The sequence below is a fragment of the Pelomonas caseinilytica genome (genome assembly GCF_021353235.1).
Classification (GTDB): Bacteria; Pseudomonadota; Gammaproteobacteria; order Burkholderiales; family Burkholderiaceae_C; genus Pelomonas; species Pelomonas caseinilytica.
Genome location: NZ_JAJTWT010000004.1, coordinates 189511 through 207974 on the forward strand (window position 1 = coordinate 189511; position 18464 = coordinate 207974).

Sequence of the window (18464 nt, forward strand, 5' to 3'; positions counted from 1 at the left end):
GAGGTTCAAGCCTTGCGCGTCGTGCTCACGAACGCGGCGATGTGCTTGGCGGCTTCTTCCGGGTACTGGTGATGGGGGCCGTGCCCGGTCTTGGGGAATGTGACCAGCCGCATCGTGGGCAGTTGGCCGTTGAGGGCGTACCAGTTCTCGACCGGGAAGATGATGTCGTGGTCGGCGCCCAGGTGGAGGATGGGCACATTGGTCGTCTTCAGCATCTGCAGCACCTCTTCCACGGGGAACACCGGGTTGCGCGGCGCGTTGCCGATCTGGGCGATCGCCCAGTCGGCCGGCACATCGGGGCTGCGCGGCACCTTCTGGCCCATGATGCGGTCGAAGGACCGCTTCGACGCGCTGCGGCTGCCCTCGTCCGCGGGCTCGAAGAAGATGGTGGTGAAGTTGTCCAGCCCGATGCCGGGCACCGCGGCGGCATCGTAGAAGAGCTGTTCGGCCGGCTTGACCAGCTTGCCGGGCGGCGTCGTCGCCAGCAGCACGACGTGGCTGACGTTGGCACCGAACATGGCCAGGTAGATCTGGGCGACGATGCCGCCGATGGACCAGCCCCCGATTGCCACGTCCTTGAGGCCCAGCGCGTCGATCAGGTCCTTGGCGTCCTTGACCATCGCGGCCGGGTTGTAGCTGGGCTCGCCGGTCGAAAGTCCGAGGCCGGAGTAGTCGAACGTGATGACCTGGAACCCCTCGGCGGCCAGCGCGTCGATGAAGGCCGGATCCCACAGTCCCAGCACGCCGCGGAAGCGGTGGAACAGCACCAGGGGCTTGCCCCGGCCCACGGAGCGGTAGGCCAGCTTGCGGCCGTTGACTTCGACAAACCGGGTAGCCGCGGACGCCGAGAAGGCTTCCGCGGCCTGGGCGTCGGCGGGCAGCGCCAGCGCGGCAGCGGTGGCGGCGGCGCCCGCGAGCAGCGCCTGCCGGCGGGTGGCCAGGCCTGCCTCGGCTGGGATGCTGGTTGCGTCTTGAGGGGTGGTTTCGTTCATGGCATGGCTCCTGAGTGCCGACGTTGAAGCGCGACCGTCCTGCTGGCGGGTGAACGGCCGCGGGGTGGGAACGTGGCGATGCGCTCGAGTGCGAACTCGAGGATCGAGGGGGTTCAGAGACCGAGCTGCTGACGCAAGCTCTTGTCGAAGGCGGCGGCCGGCACGAAGCGCCTGAGCAGGCTCACGCGCCTGGCGACGCTGCCGGCGGTGTAGCGCAGCCGCGGCTTGGGGTCCTGGGCGGCTCGCAGCACCACCTGCGCCACGGTCTCTGGCGTGTCGGCCTGCTGCATGACCGTGCGCACCAACGCCTCGGCCTGGGTGCGGGCGGCCTGGTAGGCGTCCAGCTTGCGGTCGGCATGCAGCACATTGCCTTCGAACGAGGTCCGCGTGTAGGCCGGCTCCACCAGCAAGGCGCGGATACCGAAGCCGCGCACCTCGTGGTCCAGCGACTCGAAGTAGCCCTCCATTGCGTGCTTGGTGGCGGAGTACAGCGCGGAATACGGCGAAGGGATGACGCCGAGGATGGAGCTGAGGTTGACGATGCGGCCCGAGCGCTGCCGGCGCATCGCGGGCAGCACCGCCTGGGCCATGCGGATGGCGCCGAACAGGTTGACCTCGAACAGCGCCCGGGCCTGCTCGACCGACGATTCCTCGGCGCCAGCGATCAGACCGATGCCTGCGTTGTTCACCAGCAGGTCGATGCGCCCCGTGGCCTGCAGCACCTGCTGCACGGCCGCGCTGACGGACTCGTCGCGGGTGACGTCGCAGGCGAGGTACTCGATGCCTCCGGCCCACTGTGTCAGGGGCTTGCGGTAGGTGCCGAAGACGCGGTAGCCGGCGGCCTGCAAGGCGCGCGCGGAGGCCTCGCCAATGCCGCTGCTGGCGCCGGTGACGAGTGCAACGGGGCGGGAGGTGGAGGTCGAGGCTGGGGTCATGATCGATCAGGAGAGGTCTGGAAGGAGGGCTGCGGGAGAGCGCCGCCAGCAGGGTCGGACATCACGCACCCGCGCCGAGATAGACCGCCGGCGTCGCGCCGAAACCCGCCCGCACATTGCGGGTGATGTCGTCGACCAGCACCTCGCTCTCGCCGGCCTCCAGCGCCTGGAATGCCCGGCGCGCCACCTCGTCGGGCGAGGTCTTGGGCATCTGCACGCCGCTGGCCATGTCGGTGTCGATGAAGCCCGCATGCACGGACAGCAGCGCGGTGCCCTGCCCCTTCAGCTCCTGGCGCAGCGCATTGCTCAGCGCCCAGGCTGCGGCCTTGGACGCGCTGTAGGTGCCGCTGACGTTGGCGATGGTGAGCCAGCTCAGCACCGACAGCATGTTGACCACCGCGCCACCGCCATTGGCGGCCAGCACCGGCGCGAGCGCCTGCACCAGGCGCAGCGGGCCGACCGCATTCGTCTCGATCTGGCGCAGCAGTGCCTGCTCAGCGTTGGGCGCCAGCAGCGGGCCGGCCTCGAAGATGCCCGCGTTGTTGACCAGCAGCGTCACATCCTTCAAGTCGCGCGCCAGCGCGGCCACTTGATCCGGCTTGGTGACATCCAGCGGCACCGGCACCACCCCGGGCTGCGTGATGCTGGCTGGATTGCGGGCGGCAGCGTAGACCTTGGCTGCGCCACCGGCCAGCAGCGCGCGGGCGAAGGCCGCACCCAGGCCACGATTGGCGCCGGTGACGAGAGCGACAGAACCTTTGATCTTCATGAGGACCCCTTTCAATGGGCAACGATGGAACAAAATATGACGATCGTCATACTCGACGTGAAAAAAACGGCCCGCCGGGCGAACGCCATGCGGACCTCAGCCTGCCAGGTGGTGCAACGCGGACTCGAGCACCGCGTCGGCCAGTTTTGGATCGTCGACGGCACGCGCGAGGATCAGGGCCCCGACCATCGTGGCCGTTGCCGACAAGGCCTGCGCCTGCCCACCCGGTCCGCCCCGGCCCGGCGAGACACTGGCCACCAGGTCGATCATGTCCTTGATGCGGCGCGTGGCCGCGTGGCGCACTTCCGGAGCCTGTCGCGGCATCTCGGAGCCGACGGCGGCCACCGGGCAGCCGGTTTCCACCAGGTCGGCATGCGCCCGCGACAGATAGGCCGCCACCAGCCTGCGGTAGCGCTCGGCGGGGGGCGCCGCCTCGACAAGCTGCCTCAGCGTGGCGACGGTCTGCTGCCCCGCGCGATCCGCCGCTTCGGCCAGCAGCGCGTCGCGCGACTCGAAGTGCGCATAGAAGCCACCATGCGTGAGCCCGGCCTCCTTCATGATGTCCGCCACGCCCGTGCCGGCATAACCGCTGCGCCGGATGGCGCGCGTGGCCGCATCGAGGATGCGCTCGTGAGAGATTTCCTTGCGGGACGGGGTAGGGCTTTTTTTCATGTCGCGCCATCGTATGACGATCATCATATTTGAACGCGAGTTTGCCTGCAAGTGGGGGTGGGTGATGGGACACCCAAATGGGTCGAGCCGCGAATGGTCTCCTTCGGGTGAAGGCGTACCGAAACTGTGACCTTGGGGGCTATGGCGAATACACGCCGTTGGCGGAGAAGCACGGACTGCACTTGCAGCACTACGAGATGCGTGACCTGCACATCCATGACCTGCGCCGCACGCTGGGCTCTTGGCTGGCCAGCGGCGGCACCAGCCTGCCAATCATCGGCAGGGCTCTGAACCACAAGACCCCGGAGGCCGAAACCACGGTACGGAACTGATTGAATTTCGCATCACTTGAACAGAAGTAATGCGAATATTAAACTCCCCTCCATGAGCCAGTCTGACCACATCCTCGAACTGGCCCGGCACCGGCGCGTGCTGCGGGCGGCGGATGTGCGCGAGCACGGCTGGTCACCGCAGCTGCTGATCCGGCTGCACCAGTCCGGCAAGCTGCAACGGTTCGCCCGTGGCCTGTACGGACTACCTGACGCTGAAGTCACCGAGCATCAGACACTGATCGAGGTCTGCCAGCGCGTGCCCAAAGCCGTGCTGTGCCTGCTGAGTGCGCTGCAATTCCATGAGATCGGCACGCAGTTGCCGCACGAAGTGTGGATTGCACTGCCTGAAGGCAGTCAGACCCCGGCGCTGAGCTATCCCACGCTGCGCATCACGCGCCTGCGCGGCACCGCCTACAGCGACGGTATCCAGACCGTGACCGACCACGGCGCCCCCATCCGCGTATACAGCGCCGCCAAGACGGTGACCGACTGCTTCAAGTTCCGCAACAAGATCGGCCAGGACGTGGCGCTGGAGGCACTGAAAGACGCTTGGCGCAGCCGCAAGGTCACCATGGCCGAGCTGAGTCACTTTGCGAAGATCAACCGAGTCGAACGTGTCATGCAGCCCTATTTGGAGGCGGTGACGCAATGACCGGAAGCCTCGCCGCGTCCATCCTGGCCCGGCTTCTGACTATCGCCAAACAGCGCGGCGACGACTACAGCCTGCTGCTGAACCGCTTCGGCATGGAGCGCCTGCTTGCTCGCGTCAGCACCTCAACGCATGCCGATCGCTTCTTGCTGAAGGGCGCCCTGCTCTTTGCGCTCTGGTACGACACCCCGCACCGACCGACACGGGACGCAGACTTGCTGGGCTTCGGCCCTGACGACGAGGCGAACCTGATCGCCACCTTCCGCGACATCGCCGCCATGGACTTGGGCGACGGCATCGTGTTCGACCCCGACTCCGTGAAGGCCGACGCCATTCGCGAGGACAACACCTACGGCGGCACCCGCATCACGCTGGTGGCACGCATCGGTTCCGCACGCTGTGCCCTGCAGATCGACGTGGGCTTCGGTGACGCCGTGACACCGGGGCCACAGACGGTGGCTTACCCGACTCTGCTGGGCGACTTCCCAGCCCCCATGCTGCGGGTCTATCCGGTCTACACCGTGATCGCCGAGAAATACCAGGCCATGGTCATGCTGGGGCAAGCGAACAGCCGCATGAAGGACTTCTTCGACCTTGCTGTGATTGCACGGCGCACGGAACTGGACGGTGCCACGCTGGCGGCAGCCATTGCCGCCACCTTTGCCCGACGCCAGACCGCCCTGCCCACCGAGCGGCCCTTGGCACTGACCAAGCAGTTCAGTGAAGACGCCGCAAAGCTACGCCAGTGGCGAGCCTTCCTGAACAAGAACCGCATCGAAGCCGCGAGCCTGGGTGAGACCGTCGCACTGCTGGACGACCTGCTGTGGCCACCGACCCAGGTCGCCGTCGCTGGCAGTCTGGCAACAGCCACTTGGCGCCCCGAGGTCCTGCGCTGGGTCTAAGCGCCAAATAGCGGACGCGCCGGCCGACCTGCAGGACCAGATGCTGCGCGGTGCTCCGGCTCTGCAGGCTCGGACGTCGCGCATAGTCCTCGGGCGTGATCCACACGTCCGCGGGTTCGGCCAGTTCATCGAACCAGTCGTCGTCGCTCCAGCGCTCCGTCAAAAGCGGCAGTACCGTTCTCGCCATGGCGAACCTGGTGTCGCTCGCGAAAGTCATGAAGAAGTCGGCGAAGTGCTCCGGCCGGCTCTCTGAGCACTCGACCGCCGCAGCGCTCAGCGGAAGAAGCCCGGCGATCAAGAGCAGCCCAAGCCGCCGCCCGCCAAGCCACCTCCGCCCCCGGGCCGGCGGCCATTGGTTCCAGCAGCGGATGATTTCGCACGCGGCCAGGAACTTCATGTCATCCATTTCAATGAGCTGCACGGCACCGGCACCTGGAGCTGCGAACCGGTGGACTGATGCTTTCGGAATGTCAGGCTAGAAGTGCGCGCCTGACTGGAAGCTGACCTGCCAGTCAATGCCGGCGGGGCTTTGCGGGTACTTCATGAGCCGTGGCGGCGGGCCGGCGAGCAGTTCGCCGATCCGCGTCACACGCGGAACTTCATGAACTGCCGGGATGAAAAGGCGAGGGGCGAGAGAAGGAGACCTTGTCCCTGGGTGAGGAAATCGGTCTCAGCGGCCACAAGACGGCGATGCCGCCAATCAAGATCGCCGTGAGGGCGCAAGCAGCGTACAAGACGCTGATACCGCCAAGCCATCCAGAAAGCAGCAAGGCGATGATCAACAGCAACTCCAAGGCCGACCCGGTCAACAACGTCGCGACTGGCGGCTGATGGCTGAGTTCGTCGCAGCGGGCGCATCGAACAGGGCTACGCTTGTTCGACCGAACGGCGGCAAGCAGCGGTATCGAGCGGGCAGCGCAGTGCGGGCATCGCTTCATGATGTATGGCGAGAACTGCTTACCAGTCTTCAGCATCGCGCTTGGGGCGGGGGCCACGAATGGTCTCCTTCGGGTGAAGGTGTACCGGAACTGTGACCTTTGGGGCTATGGTGAATAGCCGTCGACGCAACAACACAAGCGCTGAGCTGTTGATACCAAACGGGAATATTTGGTAGGCCGTATTGGACTTGAACCAATGACCAAAGGATTATGAGTCCTCTGCTCTGACCAACTGAGCTAACGGCCCCCGGGGAGGAGGGGCGGATTCTAGTCAGCGCTGGCTCAGCGCCTGCCCCACCATGCGCGAGGTGATGTCGACGATCTGGATCATGCGGTCGTAGGCCATGCGGGTGGGGCCGATGACGCCGAGCGTGCCGACGACCTGGCCGTCGACCTCGTAGGGGGCCGACACGATGGACAGCTCCTCGTAGGGCACGACCTGGCTTTCGCCGCCGATGTAGATGCGCACGCCCTCGGCGCGGCTGGAGGTGTCGAGCAGGCGCATCAGCTGCGTCTTCTGCTCGAAGAGGTCGAAGAGGCGGCGCAGGCTGCCCATGTCGTGGCTGAAGTCCTGCACGGTCAGCAGGTTGCGCTCGCCGGAGACGATGACCTGCTCGTCCTGCTTTTCCATCGCCTCGGAGCCGACGTCGACCGCCGCGCTCATCAGCTGGCCGATCTCGCCGCGCAGGGCGTCGACCTCGTGGCGCAGGCGCTCGCGCACGGCCTCCAGCGTGAGGCCGGAGTAGCCGGCGTTCAGGCGGTTGCTGGCCTCGGCCAGTTCGGACTGGCTGAGGTCCTGCGCGGTAAAGATGACGCGGTTCTGCACGTCGCCGTCGGGCGACACGAGGATGACGAGCACCCGGCGCTCGCCCAGGCGCAGGAACTCGATGTGGTGGAAGACGCTGGGCTTGCGCGGCGCCGTGACGACGCCCACGAAGCTGGACAGGTTGGACAGCATCTGCGCGGCGTTGGCGATGACGCGCTGGGGCTGGTCGGGCTGCAGCTGGGCGGTCTCGACGCTGATGAGGCCGGGCTGGGCCGTCAGCATGGTGTCGACGAAGAGGCGGTAGCCGCGCGCCGTGGGCACGCGGCCGGCGCTGGTATGCGGGCTGGCGATGAGGCCAAGGTCTTCGAGGTCGGCCATCACGTTGCGGATGGTGGCCGGGCTCAGCTCCAGGCCCGAGGCTTTCGACAGGGTCCGCGAGCCGACGGGTTGGCCGTCGGCGATATAGCGTTCGACCAGGGTTTTCAGCAGGGATTTGGAGCGCTCGTCGAGCATGGCACCATTCTAAGAACACCCCTGTTCTCTCCGGGAGAGGCGATACCCCTGTGGTGTAATTTGCCGCATGGCCGAGCGCTTCAGACATGTCGCCATCGTGGGCAAGCATCAGGCGCCTGGCATCCGGCCGGTGCTGGAGGAGATCGCCCATTTCCTGTGCAGCCAGGGCCTCGACGTTTCGCTGGAGGCGGACACGGCGCTGAACACCGGACTGACCGGTTATGACGCCCTGTCCCACGACGAACTCGGCCGCGCCTGCGACCTCGCCGTGGTCATCGGCGGCGACGGCACCATGCTGGGCTTCGCCCGCGAGATGGCCTGCCACGGCGTCCCGCTGCTGGGCATCAACCAGGGGCGGCTGGGCTTCATCACCGACATCCCCATCGAGCGCTGGCGCGAGTCGCTGGCCCCGGTGCTGGCCGGCGACTACGAGGTCGAACCCCGCGCCATGCTGGAGGGCTCGGTGCTGCGCGACGGCGAGTCCATCTTCTCGGGCCTGGCGCTGAACGACGTGGTCGTCAGCCGCGGCGGGACGGCTGGCATGGTGGAGCTGAAGATCGAGGTCGGCGAGCAGTTCGTGGCCAATATGCGGGCCGACGGCCTCATCGTGGCCTCGCCCACCGGCTCCACGGCCTATGCCCTCTCGGCCGGCGGGCCCATCCTGCATCCCAGCATCGCCGGCTGGCTGATGGTGCCCATCGCGCCGCACACGCTGTCCAACCGGCCCATCGTGCTGCCGGACGGCGGCGAGGTGCGCATGGAGATCGTCGCCGGCCGCGACGCCTCGGTGAGCTTCGACATGCAAAGCCTCGCCAGCCTGCTGCACGGCGACACCATCACCGTGCGGCGCAGCGAGCACCAGGTCCGATTCCTCCACCCCAAGGGCTGGAGCTACTACGCGACCCTGCGTCGCAAACTGCGTTGGTACGTCTGATTCCTGCCTAGACCATGCTGCGGCATCTGAGCCTCAAGGATTTCGTCATCGTCCCCGCGCTGGAGCTCGACTTCGAGCCCGGCTTCGCCGTGCTGACCGGCGAGACCGGCGCCGGCAAGTCCATCCTCATCGACGCCCTGCAGCTGGCCCTGGGCGGGCGCGGCGACGCGGGCGTAGTGCGCGAGGGCGCCGCCCGCGCCGAGATCACCGCCGAGTTCGACACCCCGCCCCATCTGCGCGCGTGGCTGGACGACGCCGGCTTCGAGCCCGACGAGGGCCTGCTGCTGCGCCGCGTCATCGACGCCGCCGGCAAGAGCCGGGCGTGGATCAACGGCGGCGCGGCCACCGTCACGCAATTGCGCGAGCTGGCCGACCACCTGCTGGACATCCACGGCCAGCACGCCTGGCAGGGTCTCACCCGCCCGGCCTCCGTGCGCGAGCTGCTCGATGGCTTCGCCGGCCTGGACACCGCGCCGCTGGCCCGCGCCCACGCGGCCTGGAAGCAGGCGGCCGAGGCGCTCGAAAAGGCCCAGGGCCTGCAGGCCGAGGCCCAGCGCGAACGCGAGCGCCTGGCCTGGCAGATCGGCGAACTCGACGGCCTCGCGCCGGGCGAGGGCGAGTGGGAGGAGCTCAACGCCGAGCACCAGCGCCTGTCGCACGGCCAGTCCCTCATCGACGCGGCCCAGTCGGCCCTCGGCGCGCTGGACGACGCCGAGCCCAGTGCCCAGTCCCTGGCCGGCAGTGCGCTCGACCAGCTTGAGCGCGTGCTCGACCACGACCCCCGCCTGCTGCCCGCCGTGCAGGCCCTGCGCGACGTGCAGGCCCAGCTTCAGGACGCCAGCCACACCCTGGCCGCCTACCTGCACAAGGCCGACCTGGACCCGGCCCGGCTGGCCGAGCTGGACGAGCGCGTCTCGGCCTGGCTCACCCTGGCCCGCCGCTACCGCCGCCCGCCCCAGGACCTGCCTGCCCTGCTCGCGCAGTGGCGTGCCGAGCTGGCCCAGCTGGACGCCGCCAGCGACCCGGCCCAGCTCGAAGCCGCCCTGGCCGCGGCCCGCAAGGCCTTCGACACCGAAGCCGGGCGCGTGAGCCGGGCCCGCCGCAAGGCCGCGCCCGAGCTGGCGGCGGCCGTCACGGCGGCCATGCAGCAGCTCGGCATGGCCGGCGGGCGCTTCGACATCGCCCTGCAGCCGGCCGACGCACCGCAGAGTTATGGCGCCGAGTCGGCCGAATTCCTCGTTGCCGGCCATGCCGGCAGCACGCCGCGCCCGCTGGCCAAGGTGGCCTCGGGCGGCGAACTGTCGCGCATCGCCCTGGCCATCGCCGTGACGACGAGCCAGAACGCCACCGACAACGCGCCCGGCACGCTGATCTTCGATGAGATCGACGTGGGCATCGGCGGCGCCGTGGCCGAGACCGTGGGCCGGCTGATGAAGCAGCTCGGACGCGAGCGCCAGGTGCTGGCCGTGACCCACCTGCCGCAAGTGGCCGCCTGCGCGGACCGCCATCTCGTCGTCGCCAAGAGCCTGGAAGGCGGCGCCACCGCCAGCCGCGTGGCGCCGGTGGCCGGCGAGGCGCGCGTGGCCGAGATCGCCCGCATGCTGGGCGGCGAGCGGCTGTCCTCCACCAGCCTCGCCCACGCCGAGGAGATGCTGGCCGCCTCGGCCCGCACGCGCAAGGCCAAGTCATGAACACCGATCACGACCTGCAGGGCGACGTGGTGCTGTTGACCGGCATGTCGGGCGGCGGCAAATCGGTGGCCATGCACGCGCTGGAGGATGCCGGCTACTTCTGCGTGGACAACCTGCCGGCCGAGCTGCTGCTCGACTTCCTGCGGCTGGAGCAGCAGCGCGGCGAGCGGCGCGTGGCCATCGCCGTGGACGTGCGCTCGGCGGGCTCGCTGCCGCTGATGCTGCCCCTCATCAAGGACCTGCGCAGCCGCGGCGTGGCCGTGCGCTCCATCTTCCTGGACGCGAGCGACGAGGCGCTGATGCGGCGCTTCTCCGAGACGCGGCGCCCCCACCCGCTGCGCCAGGACCGCGACACCAACTTCGGCGCCCTCGAAGGCAGCGCCGAGGACAGCCACCGCCTGCTGCTCGACGCCATCCAGCTGGAGCGCGAGCTGCTCGGCGGGCTCAAGGCCGAGTCCACCGTCATCGACACCAGCCAGCTGCGCCCGGCCCAACTGCGCGCCTGGCTGGGCGACCTCGTCGGCCCGGGCGCGGGCACCAAGCTCACCCTCGTCTTCGAGAGCTTCGCCTTCAAGCACGGCGTGCCCAGCGACGCGGATTTCGTCTTCGACGTGCGCGTGCTGCCTAACCCCTACTACGACCGCGAGCTGCGCCCCCTCACCGGCCGCGACGCGCCGGTGGCTGCCTACCTCGCGGCCCAGCCGGAGGTCGGGCTGATGATGGGCCAGATCGCCGGCTTCCTGTCGCGCTGGCTGCCCAACTTCGCGGCCGACCAGCGCAGCTACCTCACCGTCGCCATCGGCTGCACCGGCGGCCAGCACCGCTCGGTCTACCTCGTCGAGATGCTGGCGCGGCAGTTCAGCCACCACGGCCATGTGCTCAAGCGTCACCGGGAACTGGACGCACGGTGATTTCAGAATAAAAGTTCTAGACAACAAGTTCTAGAACACTTATTCTGCGGCCATGCCTCAGAACGCCGCACCCGCGGCCCGCCCCACCGCTGCCGAACTCGACCTGCTGCAGGTGCTGTGGCGGGTCGGCCCGGCCGACGCCAAGGCCGTGCACGAGGCCCTGCTGCCCGACCGGCCCGACGCCACCTACGCGACCGTGCTGCGCCAGTTGCAGGTCATGCATGCCAAGGGCCTGCTCACCCGCGACGAGGACCACCGCCCCCACCTCTACGCGCCGGTGCAGGCGCAGGACAAGCTGCAGCAGTCCCTCGTCAAGGACTTCATCGCCCGTGCCTTTGCCGGCTCGGGCAAGGCCCTGGTGCTGGCGGCCCTGAAGAACCACGTCAGCGCGAAGGACCGCGCCGAGATCCGCCAGCTGCTGGCCAAGAACACCGGAGAAGACGCTTGATGCGCCTGGACATCGCCATGAACGCCTGGGGCTGGGCCCTCGTGAACTTCGTCTGGCAGGGGGCCGCCGTCGGCCTGGCCGCGGCCCTGCTGCTGGCCCTGCTGCGCGGTGCGCCGGCGCGCTGGCGCTACGCCGTCAGTGCGGCCAGCCTCGGCCTGTGTCTGGCCCTGCCGCTGGCCCAGTGCCTGGACCTGGGCGGGGCCGAGGCCGAGTTCGTCGGCGAGCTGCCGCCACTGGCGGAGCAAATGCCGGCCCTGGTCACCGCCTGGGCCCTGGGCGCCGGCCTGATGCTCGCGCGCCTGGCCCTCGGCCTGGCCTGGGTGCAGCGCGCGCGCCGGCGCAGCACCGCCGCCCCGGCCGACTGGCAGGCACGCCTCGACGCCCTCGCCCGCCGCCTCGGCCTGAAGCGCCCCATCGCCCTGCGCCTGCTGCCCGAGCTGGACGGCCCCATCGCCCTGGGCACGCTGCGCCCCTGCGTGCTGCTGCCCGCGGCCCTGCTGAGCCGTCTGCCGATCGAGCTGATCGAGGCCCTGCTGGCCCACGAGCTGGCGCACGTGCGGCGCTGGGACTACCTCGCCAACCTGCTGCAAAGCGCCGTCGAGGCCCTGCTCTTCTTCCATCCGGTGGTGTGGTGGCTGTCGGCCCGCCTGCGCGCCGAGCGCGAGCTGGTGGCCGACGAGATCTCGGTCGAGGTGATCGGCGGCGGCGACGGCGGGCGCCGCCTCGCCCAGGCCCTGCATGCTCTGAGCGAGCTGCAGCTGCGGCCCCTGCCGGGCGTCGCCCTCGCCGCACGCGGCGGCGACCTGCTGCACCGCGTCGAGCGGCTGCTCGCCCCGCGGCCCCAGGCCACGGGCTGGAAGCTCGCCCTGCCGGCGCTGCTGATCGCCGCCACCAGCTTCGTCGTGCAGGCCAAGGGCCGCAACGCGCCCGACGCGCCGGTGCCGCCCTCGGCCAGCGCCGATGCCGCCACCGCGCCGCCCCTGCGCCTGCCGGTCAACGCCAAGCACGTCGTCGTCGTGGACGACGCCAGCGGCAAGGTGCTGATGGCCCGCGACGCCGACGCCGTGGTGCCCATCGCCTCGCTGACCAAGCTGCTCACCGCCATGGTGGTGCTCGACGCCAAGCTTGATCCCAACGAGAAGCTGCGCATCACCAGCGACGACGTCGACACGCTGAAGCACAGCAAGTCGCGGGTGCGCGTGGGCACGCAGATGTCGCGCCAGGCGGCGCTGGAGATGGCACTGATGGAGTCCGAAAACCGCGCCGCCTTCGCCCTGGCCCGCACCTTCCCCGGCGGCGAGGACGGCTTCGCCAAGGCCATGCACGCCAAGATCCGCGCCCTGGGCCTGAACCGCACCACCATTAACGACCCCACCGGGCTGTCGCCGGCCAACACGTCGACGGCCTCCGAGATGGCCGCCATCGTCGCGGCGGCCTCGCGTTACGGCGAGATCGAGCGCATCACCAGCGTCAAGAAGGCCAAGGTGCCCGTGGACGGCAAGCCGCGCGAGCTGCACAACACCAACCGGCTGGTGGGCACCAAGGGCTGGGACATCCGCCTCTCCAAGACCGGCTACACCGAAGAGGCCGGCCGCTGCCTGGCCATGCGCATCATGAACGGCAAGCGCCCCGTCACCGTCGTGCTGCTCGACGCCGACGGCTCGGCCCAACGCCTGCGCGACGCGGCCCTCATCCGCAAGGGCCTGCTCGGCGCCCAGAACTGAACCGGAGACTGCTCCCATGCAACGCCGCCACCTGCTCGGTGCGGGCGCCGCCGCGCTCGCCTCGTCGCCACCCCACGCCCACGCGCTGGACTTCGCGCCGCGCCCGGCGCCGGCCACCATCCGCGCCGATGTCGACCGCCTCGTCGACATCGCCGTCGGCATCCGGCCCTTCCGCGCGCGCGGCCCGCGCATCGAGGCCGAACGGCGCTTCGGCAAGACCCTCGTCCACCACTACGGCCATGGCGGCAGCGGCTGGTCGCTGTCCTGGGGCTCGGCCCAGCGGGCCCTGGCGCTGATCCAAGGCGCCGGGGTGAAGCCGGGCGAGCGCATCGCCGTCATCGGCTGCGGCGCCATCGGCCTGACGACGGCCCGCACGGCCCAGCAGGCCGGCTTCAAGGTGAGGCTGTACAGCCGCGACCGGCCGCCGCGGGTGCACTCCTCGGCCGCTACCGGGCTGTGGACGCCGGACTCGCGCATCGTCACGGCCGAACACGCCAGCGACGACTGGATCGGCGGCTGGGAAGCCATGGCCCGCGCCTCGTTCAAGGTGCACCAGAGCTACCTCGGCCTGCCCTCGGGCCCCGTCGAATGGCATGACGGCTACCTGCTCGCCGACGACGGCTTCGACACGCCGCTGCCCGGGCACGTGGGCGAACCCGACTACCCCGACCTGGCCCAACGCATCGCCGACCTGCGCCCCCACGGCAAGGCCCTGGCGGCCGGCGAGCATCCCTTCCGCTCGCCCCATGCACGCCGCTTCACGCAGCTGGTCTTCAACATCCCGGCCTACCAGCGCCTGCTGCTGGACGACTTCGCCCGCGACGGCGGCGAGCTGGTGCAGCGCGACCTGCGCGAGCCGCGCGACTTCGCCCGGCTGCCCGAGCGCCTCGCCGTCAACTGCACCGGCGACGGCGCCCGCAAGCTGCTGGGCGACGCCAGCCTCACGCCCGTGCGCGGCCAGACGGCCCGCCTCATCCCGCAGCCCGAGGTGGACTACGCCCTCATCTACCGCGGCCACAACCTCGTGGTGGTGCCGCGCCGCGACGGCCTGCTCGTGGCCGCCATGGGCGAGGACGATTTCGGCAATGACGACCTGCGGCCCGACCGCGCCCAGTCGGAGGACGCCGTCCGCCGCCTGGCCGCGTTGTTCCAGCCTGGCGCCGCGCAGGCTGCTGGTTAGAAGGTCTCCCAGTCGCCGTCGTCGCCGCTCGACGCCGCCGGCGAGGCGGCTCTGGACGGCGCCACGGGCGCCGGCACCGGAGCGACGGGGGCGGGCGAGGCCGGCTTGCCCGGCGCCGCTGCGGCCATCGGCCAAGGGGCGGCCTGGGCGGACGCCGGCTTTGGCGACGGCCTGGACGACGGCTTTAGCGCCGGCTTCGGCGCCGGCCTGGACGGCGATCGGGGTGCCGACCCGGGTGACGGCTTCGGCGCCAGCCCAGGGCCCGCCGCGGGCGAGCCGCCCGCCCCCGCCGCGACGCGGAACACCGCCACGGCCTCGGCCAGCTTGGCCGTCTGCATGCGCATGCTCTCGGCCGCCGCGGCCGTCTGCTCCACGAGGGCGGCGTTCTGCTGGGTGGCCTGGTCGAGCTGACTGACGGCGGCGTTGATCTGGCCGACGCCTTCGCTCTGCTCGCGGCTGGAGGCCGTGATCTCGGCCACGAGGTCGGTGACCTTGCGGACCTCGCTGACCATCTGGCCGATGGTCTCGCGCGCCGCCAGCACCTGGCCGCTGCCGCTCTCGACCTTGCCGACGCTGTCGCCGATCAGGCTCTTGATTTCCTTGGCCGCCTCGGCCGAGCGCTGGGCGAGGGAGCGCACCTCGCCGGCCACCACCGCGAAGCCGCGGCCCTGTTCGCCGGCCCGCGCGGCCTCCACCGCCGCATTCAGCGCGAGGATGTTGGTCTGGAAGGCGATGCCGTCGATGACGCCGATGATGTCGGAGATCTTGCGGCTGGATGTGGAGATGGCGTCCATGGTGGTGACCACCTCGGCCACCGCCGTGCCGCCCGCGCCAGCCACCTCCGAGGCATGGTTGGCGAGCTGGTCGGCCTGGCGCGCGTTGTCGGCGTTGGCCTTGATCTGCGCGGCCATTTCCTCCACCGACGCGGCCGTCTCCTCGAGGCTCGACGCCTGGCTCTCGGTGCGGGCCGACAGGTCGGCATTGCCCTGCGCGATCTCGGCCGCCGCCACGTTGAGCTGCTCGCAGCCCTGGCGCACGCCGGCCACCATGCGGGCGAGGTTCTGGGTCATTTCGTCCAGACTGCCCAGCAGCTGGCCGAGCTCGTCGCGCGAGCCGGCCTGCAGGCGTTGCGTCAGGTCGCCGGCAGCCACCGCCTTGACGGCCTCGGCCGCCTGCTGCACGGGCCGCGTGATGGAGCGCGTGATGGCCACGGCCGCCGCGGCGCCCACGGCCAGGGCCACCAGGCAGACGATGGCGAAGGTCCACTGCACGCGGCGGTAGGCCGAGTCGGCCGCCTCGGCCGTCTGGCCGGCCAGCTTCTCGTTGTAGTCCCACCACTGGGCGATCGCTTCGCGGACAGCCACGAAGGTCGTGCTGGCCGCGCCGAAGGTCAGCTCCTTGGCGGCGGTGCCCTGGGTGGGGTCGGAGGCGCTGTCCTCCGAGGCCTTGAGCACCTTGTCCTGCACCGCCAGGTAGGCGGACAGGCCGTCGGCCGCCTTCTTCATCAGCGCCCGGTCCTGGTCGTCGGAGATGAGGAGCTCGTAGTCCTTGAACCGCTGCTGGAGGTCGGCCCGGGCCTTGGCGATGCGGGCCGACAGCGACTTCTTTTCCTTGTCGTCTTCGCTGAGGATGTGGTGCTGCTCCAGCCGGCGGGCATCGGAGATGGCCGCGTCGATCTGGTGGATGGTGCGCAGCGAGGGCAGGATGTCCTCGGGGTAGTACTCGGCGTAGTAGTTGATGGACTTGGCGAGCATCGAGCCCACGCCGGCCATCACCAGGAGCAAGGCCAGCACCACGGCGAAAGCCAGGCCCAGCCGCATGCCGACACGCAGGTTCTTCAAAGCGTCCAACGCTGTCCCCTCGAAACGATGTTATCGATGGGACTGTGCCCGGTTCACGCCGGGCCGGCAACGCAGAGCGGGCGCGGGATCAGGCGAAAGTCACGTTTCCGCCGCGTCCGCCTCGCCCAGGAGCATCGCGAGCAACACCGCGGTGCCCACCGGCATGAAGACGACGATGGCCACGAACCACGGCAGGAAAGGCCGCCCCGTGCGGCGCACGAGCTGCATCATGAAGACGCAATGCATGGCGCCGGCGACGATCAGCGCCAGGCCGAGGACGACGAGCCTCGCCACCGGCGCCTCGTCTTCCTGCGCCCCGGCGATGAGCTGCCACAGACACAGGCCGGCCACCAGCAGGGTGATCAGCGCGTACTCGACGCCACTCTTGATGTGCGCTTTCATGGCTCAGCTCTCCTCGAACAGTTTCTTCAGCGGCGCGGGCAGCGCGTAGTCGGCGAGATTCTCCCGCGCGACCCAGGTGCCGCCAGGGGTCATGCCCGCGCCGGCCACGTCCGCGCGGACGGTGTGGAGCACCCAGTCGAAATGGGTCAGGGCATGCTCGATACGCGGCAGTGTCTCCAAGGCGACGCCGGGCAGGGCCTGGCGGGCGCCGGCCTCGTCGTCGAACATCGGCAGCGTCCACAGCCCGGCCCAGACGCCGGTGGCCGGGCGCTGCTGCAGCAAGACCTGGCCCTGCTTCTCGATCCACAGCCACCAGTTCTCGCGTCGGCCGCGCTTGAGCTTGCGCGTCTTGACCGGCCAGCGGGTCGGGTCGCCTTCGCGCTGGCCGCGGCACATCGACTGCACCGGGCAGAGCAGGCAGTCGGGCGACCTCGCCGTGCAGACGGTAGCGCCGAGGTCCATCAGGCCCTGGGTGTAGGTGTCGACGTGCTGCGCGGGCAGCAGCTCGGTGGCGCGGTCCCACAGGCGCTTCTCGGCCGCGCTGCTGGCCAGGTCGCCGTCGAAAGCCAGCACCCGCGCGAGCACTCGCTTGACGTTGCCGTCGAGGATGGCCACGCGCTCGCCGAAGCAGAAGGCGGCGATGGCCGCAGCCGTCGAGCGGCCGATGCCGGGCAGGGCCTGCAGCGCGGCGGCCGTGCCGGGGAACTCGCCGCCATGCTGCTCGGCCACGGCACGGGCGCAGGCATGCAGGTTGCGCGCGCGGCTGTAGTAGCCCAGCCCCGCCCACATGGCCAGCACCTCGTCCAGCGTGGCGGCGGCGAGGTCGGTCACCCGCGGCCAGCGCGCGAGAAAGCGCTCGTAGTAGCCGAGGACGGTGGAGACCTGCGTCTGCTGCAGCATGATCTCCGACAGCCAGACGCGGTAGGGGTCGCGCGTGGCCTGCCAGGGCAGGCCGTGGCGGCCGTGGCGGCGCTGCCAGGCCACGACCGTCGGGCCGAAATCGTCGATCAGCGCTTCTGGCATGAGGGGCAGTAGAAGGTGGAGCGCTGGCCCTGCACGATGCGCCTGATGGCCGCCCCGCAGCGCCGGCAGGCTTCGCCCTCGCGGCCATAGACCTGGGCCTGCATCTGGAAGCTGCCGGCCACGCCGTGGGCGTCGCGGAAGTCGCGCAGCGTCGTGCCGCCGGCCTCCAGCGCCTGCGCCAGCACGGTGCGCACCGCCTCGGCGAGCCGGCTCGCACGCGGACGGCTGAGCTTGCCCGCGGGCAGGCGCGGGTCGATGCCGGCGAGGAAGAGGGCCTCGCAGGCGTAGATGTTGCCGGCGCCCACGACGATGTCGCCGGCAAGCAGGGCCTGCTTGACCGGCACGCGCCTGCCGCTCAGTCCGGCGTGCAGGTGGGGGCCGTCGAAGCGCTCGTCGAAGGGCTCCAGGCCCAGGCCGCCGAGCAGGGTCGACACGGGCTCGGCATCCAAGGCCGGCGCCCACACCACGGCGCCGAAGCGGCGCGGGTCGGTCAGGCGCAGCAGGCCGCGGTCGGTATGCAGGTCGAAATGGTCGTGGGCGCCGGGCGCCGGCGTGCCGCCGAGGAAGGCCAGCGACCCCGACATGCCCAGGTGCATGAGCAGCCCGCCCGAGCCTTCGAGCGGCAGCCACAAATATTTACCCCTTCTTTGCACGGCGCCGACGCGGCTTCCGAGCAGGGTTTCGGGGTCTGCGCCGAGGGGCCAGCGCAGGGGTTTTCCCAGGCGCAGCCCCGTCACCCGGGCTCCCTGGATGGCGCCGGCGAAACTGCGGCGCGTGACTTCGACTTCGGGCAACTCGGGCATGGGGCGGAAATCATAATCAGGCCCTGTCCTGCGGAGTAC

Annotated in this window: 19 protein-coding genes and 1 tRNA gene; 10 read left to right on the forward strand and 10 right to left on the reverse strand. The window is 70.1% G+C overall.

The annotated features are described in order from the left end of the window. Nucleotides 1-5: 5 nt before the first annotated feature. The 4 genes from LXT12_RS11475 to LXT12_RS11490 all read right to left on the reverse strand — a co-directional run bounded on the left by LXT12_RS11475 (nt 6) and on the right by LXT12_RS11490 (nt 3395). Complete coding sequence (locus LXT12_RS11475; protein ID WP_233392137.1) at nt 6-992, reverse strand: alpha/beta fold hydrolase; 987 nt, start codon at nt 990-992, stop codon at nt 6-8. Nucleotides 993-1105: 113 nt separating this feature from the next. After that, nucleotides 1106-1927 (reverse strand): oxidoreductase, encoded by an 822-nt coding sequence (locus LXT12_RS11480; RefSeq protein WP_233392139.1) that lies wholly within the window; start codon nt 1925-1927, stop codon nt 1106-1108. A 61-nt stretch (nt 1928-1988) separates the two neighbouring features. Next, a complete protein-coding gene (locus LXT12_RS11485) occupies nt 1989-2696 on the reverse strand; it encodes an SDR family oxidoreductase (protein ID WP_233392141.1) in 708 nt (235 codons plus the stop codon). A gap of 96 nt (nt 2697-2792) precedes the next feature. Further along, nucleotides 2793-3395, reverse strand: a complete 603-nt coding sequence (locus LXT12_RS11490) for a TetR/AcrR family transcriptional regulator (protein ID WP_233392143.1) — start codon at nt 3393-3395, stop codon at nt 2793-2795. 170 nt (nt 3396-3565) lie between these two features. Here LXT12_RS11490 and LXT12_RS26730 point away from each other — a divergent pair, with 170 nt between their 5' ends. The 4 genes from LXT12_RS26730 (at nt 3566) to LXT12_RS11505 (ending at nt 6082) form a co-directional block, all read left to right on the forward strand. Continuing rightward, complete coding sequence (locus LXT12_RS26730) at nt 3566-3700, forward strand: site-specific integrase (RefSeq protein ID WP_255763581.1); 135 nt, start codon at nt 3566-3568, stop codon at nt 3698-3700. 52 nt (nt 3701-3752) lie between these two features. Further along, a complete protein-coding gene (locus LXT12_RS11495) occupies nt 3753-4352 on the forward strand; it encodes a type IV toxin-antitoxin system AbiEi family antitoxin domain-containing protein (protein ID WP_233392145.1) in 600 nt (199 codons plus the stop codon). Beyond that, nucleotides 4349-5251 carry a nucleotidyl transferase AbiEii/AbiGii toxin family protein gene (locus tag LXT12_RS11500; RefSeq protein ID WP_233392147.1) on the forward strand — a complete coding sequence of 301 codons (903 nt, stop codon included), beginning with the start codon at nt 4349-4351 and terminating at the stop codon, nt 5249-5251. Before LXT12_RS11495 ends, LXT12_RS11500 begins: the two co-directional genes overlap by 4 nt. Before the next feature lie 645 nt (nt 5252-5896). Then, nucleotides 5897-6082, forward strand: coding sequence for a hypothetical protein (locus LXT12_RS11505; RefSeq protein ID WP_233392148.1), 186 nt, complete (start codon nt 5897-5899; stop codon nt 6080-6082). A 277-nt stretch (nt 6083-6359) separates the two neighbouring features. Here the strand turns inward: LXT12_RS11505 and LXT12_RS11510 are convergent. Both LXT12_RS11510 and hrcA read right to left on the reverse strand, forming a co-directional pair. After that, nucleotides 6360-6436, reverse strand: a tRNA-Ile gene (locus tag LXT12_RS11510). 24 nt (nt 6437-6460) lie between these two features. After that, the gene (gene hrcA, locus LXT12_RS11515; protein ID WP_233392150.1) at nt 6461-7468 is read right to left on the reverse strand and encodes a heat-inducible transcriptional repressor HrcA; all 1008 of its coding nucleotides are present in this window, start codon (nt 7466-7468) and stop codon (nt 6461-6463) included. Between the two features lie 67 nt (nt 7469-7535). Between hrcA and LXT12_RS11520 the strand changes: the two genes are divergently transcribed. The 6 genes from LXT12_RS11520 to LXT12_RS11545 are packed head-to-tail and all read left to right on the forward strand — an operon-like array spanning nt 7536 to nt 14356. Continuing rightward, nucleotides 7536-8402 (forward strand): NAD kinase, encoded by an 867-nt coding sequence (locus LXT12_RS11520; protein WP_233392152.1) that lies wholly within the window; start codon nt 7536-7538, stop codon nt 8400-8402. 14 nt (nt 8403-8416) lie between these two features. Beyond that, on the forward strand, nt 8417-10093 hold the full coding sequence (gene recN, locus LXT12_RS11525) for a DNA repair protein RecN (protein ID WP_233392154.1): 1677 nt from the start codon (nt 8417-8419) through the stop codon (nt 10091-10093). Then, nucleotides 10090-11004 carry an RNase adapter RapZ gene (rapZ, locus tag LXT12_RS11530; protein ID WP_414708904.1) on the forward strand — a complete coding sequence of 305 codons (915 nt, stop codon included), beginning with the start codon at nt 10090-10092 and terminating at the stop codon, nt 11002-11004. The genes recN and rapZ overlap by 4 nt, the downstream gene beginning before the upstream one ends. A gap of 52 nt (nt 11005-11056) precedes the next feature. Further along, nucleotides 11057-11452, forward strand: coding sequence for a BlaI/MecI/CopY family transcriptional regulator (locus LXT12_RS11535; protein ID WP_233392157.1), 396 nt, complete (start codon nt 11057-11059; stop codon nt 11450-11452). Next, nucleotides 11452-13176, forward strand: a complete 1725-nt coding sequence (locus LXT12_RS11540) for a M56 family metallopeptidase (RefSeq protein ID WP_233392160.1) — start codon at nt 11452-11454, stop codon at nt 13174-13176. The genes LXT12_RS11535 and LXT12_RS11540 overlap by 1 nt, the downstream gene beginning before the upstream one ends. Before the next feature lie 16 nt (nt 13177-13192). After that, entirely contained in the window at nt 13193-14356 is a 1164-nt protein-coding gene (locus LXT12_RS11545) for an FAD-dependent oxidoreductase (protein WP_233392161.1), read from the forward strand. On the opposite strand, the gene LXT12_RS26735 is transcribed toward LXT12_RS11545, so the two are convergent. From LXT12_RS26735 to mutM, 4 genes are all read right to left on the reverse strand, one after another. Next, the gene (locus tag LXT12_RS26735; protein WP_304622763.1) at nt 14353-16206 is read right to left on the reverse strand and encodes a methyl-accepting chemotaxis protein; all 1854 of its coding nucleotides are present in this window, start codon (nt 16204-16206) and stop codon (nt 14353-14355) included. The two genes, LXT12_RS11545 and LXT12_RS26735, sit on opposite strands and share 4 nt — an antisense overlap. Before the next feature lie 90 nt (nt 16207-16296). Next, entirely contained in the window at nt 16297-16599 is a 303-nt protein-coding gene (locus LXT12_RS11560; protein WP_233392163.1) for a hypothetical protein, read from the reverse strand. A gap of 3 nt (nt 16600-16602) precedes the next feature. After that, nucleotides 16603-17622: an A/G-specific adenine glycosylase gene (mutY, locus tag LXT12_RS11565; protein WP_233392165.1), complete on the reverse strand. Its 1020-nt coding sequence runs from the start codon at nt 17620-17622 to the stop codon at nt 16603-16605. Continuing rightward, complete coding sequence (mutM, locus tag LXT12_RS11570; RefSeq protein WP_233392166.1) at nt 17607-18425, reverse strand: bifunctional DNA-formamidopyrimidine glycosylase/DNA-(apurinic or apyrimidinic site) lyase; 819 nt, start codon at nt 18423-18425, stop codon at nt 17607-17609. The genes mutY and mutM overlap by 16 nt, the downstream gene beginning before the upstream one ends. Nucleotides 18426-18464: the final 39 nt, after the last annotated feature.